This is a genomic window from Janthinobacterium lividum (assembly GCF_011601275.1).
Classification (GTDB): Bacteria; Pseudomonadota; Gammaproteobacteria; order Burkholderiales; family Burkholderiaceae_D; genus Janthinobacterium; species Janthinobacterium lividum_E.
On sequence record NZ_JAAOLY010000041.1, the window covers coordinates 1 to 7,632 of the forward strand.

At 49.4% G+C, this 7,632-nt stretch carries 5 protein-coding genes and 1 pseudogene; all 6 read right to left on the bottom strand.

Going from position 1 to position 7,632, the window contains the following annotated elements; translation table 11 throughout:
* On the bottom strand, window positions 1-2,736 hold a 2,736-nt coding region (locus GYK42_RS28625), incomplete at its 3' end, for an FG-GAP-like repeat-containing protein (RefSeq protein ID WP_166450253.1).
* A 1,821-nt stretch (window positions 2,737-4,557) separates the two neighbouring features.
* Window positions 4,558-4,923 (bottom strand): hypothetical protein, encoded by a 366-nt coding sequence (locus tag GYK42_RS28630; protein ID WP_166450254.1) that lies wholly within the window; start codon window positions 4,921-4,923, stop codon window positions 4,558-4,560.
* A 181-nt stretch (window positions 4,924-5,104) separates the two neighbouring features.
* Window positions 5,105-5,455, bottom strand: a pseudogene (locus GYK42_RS28635) (transposase); the annotation flags it as partial.
* A gap of 185 nt (window positions 5,456-5,640) precedes the next feature.
* Complete coding sequence (locus GYK42_RS28640) at window positions 5,641-5,970, bottom strand: hypothetical protein (protein ID WP_166450255.1); 330 nt, start codon at window positions 5,968-5,970, stop codon at window positions 5,641-5,643.
* A gap of 227 nt (window positions 5,971-6,197) precedes the next feature.
* Entirely contained in the window at window positions 6,198-6,383 is a 186-nt protein-coding gene (locus tag GYK42_RS28645) for a hypothetical protein (protein WP_166450256.1), read from the bottom strand.
* Between the two features lie 45 nt (window positions 6,384-6,428).
* The coding region (locus GYK42_RS28650) for an RHS repeat-associated core domain-containing protein (RefSeq protein WP_277346725.1) at window positions 6,429-7,632 on the bottom strand (1,204 nt) is incomplete at its 5' end.

Below are 7,632 nucleotides of genomic sequence, written 5' to 3' on the forward strand. Positions count from 1 at the left end.
CAGCCAGCCGCGGCCATCGTAGGCCATCTTCATGCCGGTGTAGGCATACTCGGTCTTTTGCAGGGTACCGCCAAAGCCGGCATTGGCCGTCACGGTGGCGACGACATAGGTCGGCGTGAGCACATCGGCCATGGGGTACACGGCGGCGTCAGGGGTACCGCGGTCGCTCTTGTAGCGCGGGCCCAGGCTGCCGGTGTTCGGGCTGGTCAGCGGTACCCAGTTCAGGCTGGTGGTGATGCCATTGCCGGTACGCACCGACATCAGCTGGTCGGGCGGCATCGGGTCTGTCTTCGCGTACAACCGGTTGCGGCTGGCGTCGTTGGCCGAGGAAGGCGACGCTTTCAGGCGCAGGATTTCGACGGCGCCGCGCCCGCTGAAGTCGCCCAGCACAAAGCGCGCGCTGCCGTCGCTCTTTTGCAGCTGGTCGTTGGCGGTGGTCAGGTTGAAGGCGGCGGCACTGAAGGTGCCGTCGCCATTGCTCAGATAGAGGCGGTTCTGCGATGGATCGTCGCGCCAGTGCAGGATATCGGCGCGGCCATCGCCATTGAAGTCCGCTATCTGCACACCAGCGGCCTGCAGCGGCCAGTAGGCACCGTCTGCAAGCAATGCTAATCCAGCGCCATTGAGGTTGAAATTTCCCGCAAAGATTTGCCGGTATGTACCATCAGATACCAGCAGTTTCTGTTCCGCTACGTTTTTGTGTGGAATTAAACAGTCCGAGCGACCATCGCCGTTGAAGTCTATGGCAAACTCGCATCCTATCCCCGCCTGGTGGGCTGGATCATAGTCGAAATTGCCGTCACCTCTGGATAGCCAGGTTCCACTGCTGACGACCAGATCAGCTAAGCCATCGCCATTGACATCGGCAATATAAGTATCACGCGGCGTATAGTACCCGGGGTAAGGCTCGGCATACATCGGTACATGCGCAAGGTTAATCGACGGCATCTCGATGAAGGAATTATCGCGCTGGCCTAGAAAGACTCGCGTACACACTACGTCGGTACATTGTTCTTTTTCGGATGGTGGGTATCCTCCGACCATGCCAAAACCGGGACTCAGTGCGGTCACCACGTCGAGAATGCCATCGTTGTTCACGTCAAGTAAATAATAGTTCCATCCGCTCGAGCGCGAGGTTCCCTGATAAACCAGGCCACCAGGGCATAAATCCTGCATATCCAGGCGCGTGTCACAAACAAAATGGTCCTCCTGGACCCCTCGTTCCTTGTGCAAATCGACGCCAGTCACATTGACCATGCGGAATGACCCATCGCCATTCGAGATGTACAAGATACTTGGAGCGTAACAACCCAGTCCTTCGCCTTGGGTGCGTAAAATATCCGTCAATCCATCGCCATTAAAATCAATGGCGGTGGAGGTATAACAGCCGTCGCTCTTGAAGAGATTCTGATCGATGATATTGAACTGCCCTGCTCCGGTCCCATTGGGGATGGCAGTAAAGGCACCGTCACCGTCGCTGCGGAACAGCCGGTTTTCGCCAGGCGTGTCGGACCAGCGCAGAATGCTGGTACGGCCATTGCCGAAGAAGTTACCTGTCAGGACGCCATAATCGCCCTTGATGCTGGTCATGACCGTAGTCGATAATTCCCCATACATGAAGGCGTCGGTCGACGTGTAGTTCGATCCGCCACCCGGCGAGTAATTAAAGGTGGTGGCCGGCAAGCATTTACTGAGATTGATATCGGCGCATTCGCGCACCTTGACCAGTCGGCTGCGCACGGTCACGGGACCGTTGTCGTAGTCGAGCTTGATCGATTTGACGTGTACCGCATTGGTTGGCCTGGATGGGACATTTCCGGGCCAGTTGATATACGTCGATACCTTGTCGAGCAGCCAGATGCTGACGTTCTTGCCGCCCTGGTGATAGGCTTCGGAGCGGTCCTGCATTGTGCCGCGTACCATGTCGGGGCGTTCCGTGTATTCGAACACCACGCGGTTGGCCGGCTGTTGCGCCGCCGTGCCCGTGTAGAGGATTTCTTTCAGGCGCCACTCGTGGCCGGGTGTCGCATTGCCGACCGCAGGGCCGCTGCCCCAGGCGACGTCGCGCTGTTCGTAGCGGAAATCCATGTAGTTGCCGACCGTGTCGCTGATGCGGCTGACGGCCCACGCCGCTATCGTTCCCTTGTTGGTCACATTAATAGCAGCCTTGCCTGCCATATCACCATATTCGTAGATCTGGCCGCTCTTGGTCCACACCTTGAAATAAGACGGTCCGTTGGCGGGATCACCGCTTGCGCCATAGGCGCGAATGCGCGCATAGATATCCTTGTCGGTGCGATACTCGCGCACCATGCCACTGCCGCCGAGGCTGTCGCTCTGTTGGTTCGCAACAGGATTGCCGGATGCATCGGTCTGGATCAGGCGCTGGCCATCCAGGCACAATTTATCGTTGCCGCCATACTCGACGCTGCGCGCCACGCCATCGATGCGCTTGTTGCCGGCACAGCGGGTAATGAGGGAGATGCCCTGCACGCTCCAGCCAAGGCCGACTGGACCATTGATGCCACTGGCGCTATACAGCAGGCCGATATTCGGTGTCATGCCGCCGATTCCCGGGGGCACGGCGATCGGCACTGTATAGCCAGGTGTACCGCCATTCGATACGCTGACGCCCTGCGCATGCGCGCCCAAGCAAGCTATAAGGAGTGCGGTGCCAATCAAATAGCGTTCCAGCAACCCGACAAGACGTTTGTTGCCGGTTGTACGCAATGTCATCAATCAATTCTCCGTAGCCGCACGAAGCTATCTGGCGTATAAACAGGGCGGATAATTGACTCTTCAAATCGTCACCTGTCCCACGCCACGACATCAGCCCATGCGATATTTAATAGTTGTGAAGGAATAGTTTTGAGATGTTACGCTAAGGCAAATAATAATTGCAAACTAAATATTGGAAAATGGATAAATTTAGAGCTTGCAATATCTTCTGCGGGATGGCCAAGATATGGCTTACCAGTAATCCTGCGGTGTGTCCTTGGGCCCGTAGCGGGCATTAGGAACAAGATTGGATCGACGGAATGTTGAAGAGCGATTCAAAGGCGAACAGGTTACGACACATGTGAATTTACTCTGATAATTTCGGGTAACACGCACTACGTGGCATTCAACGGTAGCTCATCGCACCACAGTTAGCCTTCAATTGGCCTGGCCATCCTTGCGGGTAAGGCAGTCGAACGAGAGCCATAAACAATGATCTGTCCTGAGAACGTTCAGTAGGCGAGGTGCCCAGCATTGGCAAAAAGGGCGATTGACATCACTTGGCGCCCATATGTTTATAATATCGACTTTGATAAGATGGCGGGGGAATTATATTAATAAAAAAGTAAGAATTGCAGCAGTCAGAAGCCAACAAGAATGCAGATTCCTGGGGAGTCATCATAACAAATAAATATCGTCGCATTGGACGTTTTTGGCGCAATTAGTGCTGGATAAAAACGATTTTTATCAGCGACAGCCATATTGCCTGGGAAGCTAATCAAGCCATAGTTGCATGATGAAGGTGTATTCCATATGGTAACTCCATCATTCATATAGTTTTCCAATTTCCAACTCGGTTGCCCAGACGCCACTGAGTAAAATATCTGACGTCGCTCAGCATGTGCTGAAGCGCAAAAAAAATTAAAAAATAATTAAAATTTTTAATATCTTGGGGAGATTTTTCATGTGGATTTCTTAATTGTTAATCGAGGGATGGTATTGCATTAATTTCAATTCGTTATTCATGCTGCAGTTTTCCAGATGTTGTTGTCAAAAATATCTGATGTTCTTGGGAAAAGATTCATATCTGGTGCTATTGAGACGTTGTCGCGCTGTCGCGTTGTTGATTTAAGGGCGTAATTTTTCAGGAAAGAATTGCGTACCTCAACCTGGACGGGCCCGTTCTACCAGCGCATATAATTGATCAAAGAGCGATATTGTAATGACACCGTCGAATGCGACCTGGCCGTTGCATAGTATATGCATGAGTTCGATGTCGGCGACCACATTGCCGGCGACCGAAACAACTTGGAGCCTAACATGGGTTTGGTCACGCGCTTAATCGGCCGCTAATCCTGTTTAACGATATTTTCGAGATATTTGACTTGGCGTACTGCGATCGGTACATTCTGTACGGCACTCATGTCGGAAATTACTGTCTTGTTGGCACTGCTGTTGTCAATGGCACCCCTGGCAGGATGCACATCTTTTATGGTTTATTGCTGACTACATGTTCAATCACCGCAAAGTCCTGAAAACAACTGCCAAGAATAAAAGTTAGCGGTTGTTCCATCATGTGAGACGACAAAATTAATGCCGTCATCTCTTTGTAAAATGGATGCTCCTTGCGCAAAATATATAAGTCATTCCTTAAACATGAGTGGGGGGCAGTCATCGATTTTTGTGCCACTAATAGGCCGGGATGCGCGGAATAATAATGATATGTCACTACAGGACTACCTACAAAATCAGCATATGAACCAGCGTAGGAGTGGCTGCAAAAAAAACATGCAAACAGCGACATTACAGCAGTATTTAATTTCGACATATAGTCACCCATTATAAGAACGTTGCAGCGACAAGACTGCAGCGGCCAGAAATCGCCGAATACTGAGGATCATCGCTAATATGCAACATCAGAGGCTGCTGGGTTATTTTGGCTAAGGTCAGTAATGCAAAGAGACGTTTTTGGGGGTCGCCCGACTTTAATGTGGTGATGTAGACATTGTCGTTGCACGTTAGTTCAGCTGGACGCGTAAATCCCCCCTTGATCCTTACCTCAAGATTGCCTGCGCGGTGCCCTAGTACATCTTGTTCGATCACCGAAACGTTCTCAATATATACCGGGGAGACGGCAGCAACGGAGGCGTATACTGGATTGGATATTGATGACAACATGAAGAGGCCAAAGAAAAAGAGTTTCACTATGTATCCTAAATATAATAGAAAAATATCTACGTCCTAATAACACTATTCTACATTGTCACATTTGCTTATTGCTATGTCAAATGATTAAATTTTTTCATTTCGACTATAGATATGTGCTTACGTTAGTTGATATTATAAGTAGCCGTACATCAGAAAATTCGCATAGTCACTGCGTTAAGATAGGGTTGGCTTCAGGCAGGTGGCGGGACTTCAGCAAGGTTGTCGCGTCCGGCACCGATTCGCGACCCAGATAGCTGCCCACAAAAGCGCGAATGGATTGGCTGTCGTAGATCGCGTCTTCGATACCTTCGTCAGACAAGCCAAAGCATTGCTGGGCCACGTACATGCGCAGCATGCGCGCCAGTCCGATCGGTGGCCTGCCGGCGCTCTCGACCGTTGGATAGAACGGCTTGATTAGTTTGTGCAGCCTGCCGCACGGCATCACGCTGTCGATCTCGGCCAAGAAGCGGTCGCGCCGCGTCAGCTTCTTGTTGGTTGCGTACTCAAGGTCGGAAAAGCTTTTTTGCATGGTCGATGGCGGACGTTGTGATGCCGTTATTGTCTCAGGTCAGGCTGCCGTAGGGAATGGCGTCCAATGAATGAATCAATCCGTCCCTAGCTGTAGCAAAGTGAATATTGAAATGAAAACTTTACGGTGATCGCTTTGTTAAAAAAACATCGGGAAAACGAAATCATCAATTAATGAGCGTTCCCCTAGAACGTAATGCCAACTACATTTTCACCATCGTGCCAGCGCACGCAGGTATTGCTTCCAAAGACACTGATAACCTGACCACTCGCACGGGCAGTTAGTAACATTGCAAGCTGCTGTTTCCCTGTGACTGAATTCTCATCAGCAATCAGCCAGTATGAATATTTTGCGCAAGCTGGTTTTCCTGTCGCCGTATTTTCCATGATAAAAGAGATCAAGCCATCACTCGATCGAACGGTGATATTGAGTATTTTTCCTACTTGTTCTCCTGCATAGGCAAGATTGCATTGGGTTACGAATAGAAAAGCTAGGGCTGAATAAAATTTATACATGATATTTTCTGTGTGATTATTTTGAGATTTATGTAAGGGCTGAATTATTATGGCGCCAAAAATCATCTAACTCGATAGCATGTTAGTAAGTATGAACTACTATTTACGTATAATGAGGTTGTTATAAATTCCATGTGCGCGTTAGATTCAGAAATAGTTCACCAATATTTTTCATGAGGATTTCTTGAGTATTCAGTATGAAATAGTAACCTCTGCATGATGTTTTATTATTTCTTCTTAAAAATTTCAATCCATGTCATGACAACTCCGAGAACGGATAGAATAAAGCCGAGGTAAATAAAGAAAAATCCAATAGATTCCGATAGGTATAAAATCATCAAATAGCCAACAATTCCTATTAAAAATCCAAAAAATCCAATTTTATGACCTTTGGATTTTTTTTTGTCTTCCATATTGTGGCTCCGCATCTTAGTAATGAGTAATTGAAATTTCTTTTGCTAATTTCTTATGCATTTTGTTTGCATTGTACATACCAATCCCCCAGCAGCAGCTCCGACCCCCACCCCACCAAAACCACGGCCGACTACACCATTGCCACTATTGTCTTTCAAGTACTGTCCTGATCCCAAAAGACCATTTCCGCCAGTCCAAAACGCTCCTGTATATTCGGTTTTTGAGCTGGTGAGTGCCCCAGTGCCTGCAGCAATCACGTTGCCATGTCCTATAGTTGCCCCCATCCCAACAGCGGTACAGGAGTTGATATATAAACATGCATTTCGAGTGCTATCAAGTGCAATTCCGGCATCTGCAGAATATCCTACTACTCCAGCGAAAGCTGTTCCGCCGTAACCATAGGTTGCATTCACAGGAACGCCAACTCGCTCCCCGAAAATGTAATTATACAATTTACCTATTGGTGAGGTTTTTAAACTTTCAAAGCGATCACAAACACTTTCTCGACAAAATTCATTATGAAGAGAATCATTAAATAAGTAACTAAAGGCACCGGTAACCGCACCATTGGCGAACTTGCCCCCTCCTAGAATAGATGCAGACCCACCTGCTGCTGCGCTAATTGCTGCGCCACTAAGTTTATTTCCTGACTCAGTTACGCTCTTCATAAATTCTGTGCTTGCTAATGCTTTTGTAAAAGCAGCACTAAGCGCCCCAGAGCCACACGAACCGCCGGTTGCTGAGCTTGTTGCACAGCCAACCACTCCATGCAGCGCGATGCCAGCAGCGCCGCTCCATGCCGCAGCCTCGCTAGCGCCTGTAAGGAAATTGCCTCCCGCGATCACATTCCCTGCTCCGGCAAACATGCCGGCCGTAAAGGCACCTTGCAGCCCTCCTTTCACATTTCCTGTTGCGACAGTCCCGCTGATAAATCCAGTGACGGCCGCTTGTGCCACAGCACCTTCCGCACCCAAGCCAATTAGAAAATTACTTCCCGGTAAATATACACTGATCACAACAGCCGCAATCACTGGCGCATACTTTTTAATATGGTTATTCCAGGCATTGTCAATAAATGGAACATTGAACATACCGCCGAACAGGTAGCCACTCGGGTCCGTGCAGGTCATCGGATTGTTATAGCAATACGCGTAACGGTTGTAGTTCTGCAGGTTCATCGGATCCTGGATGAACGGATCGCCCTGCATGAACATGCCCAGGCGCGGATCGAAGATGCGCCCGTTCATG

What these genes read in the sequence shown, in the direction of transcription:
- GYK42_RS28640 (WP_166450255.1), bottom strand. Translation starts at nt 5,970, where the DNA reads ATGTATAAATTTTATTCAGCCCTAGCTTTTCTATTCGTAACCCAATGC.
- GYK42_RS28645 (WP_166450256.1), bottom strand. Translation starts at nt 6,383, where the DNA reads ATGGAAGACAAAAAAAAATCCAAAGGTCATAAAATTGGATTTTTTGGA.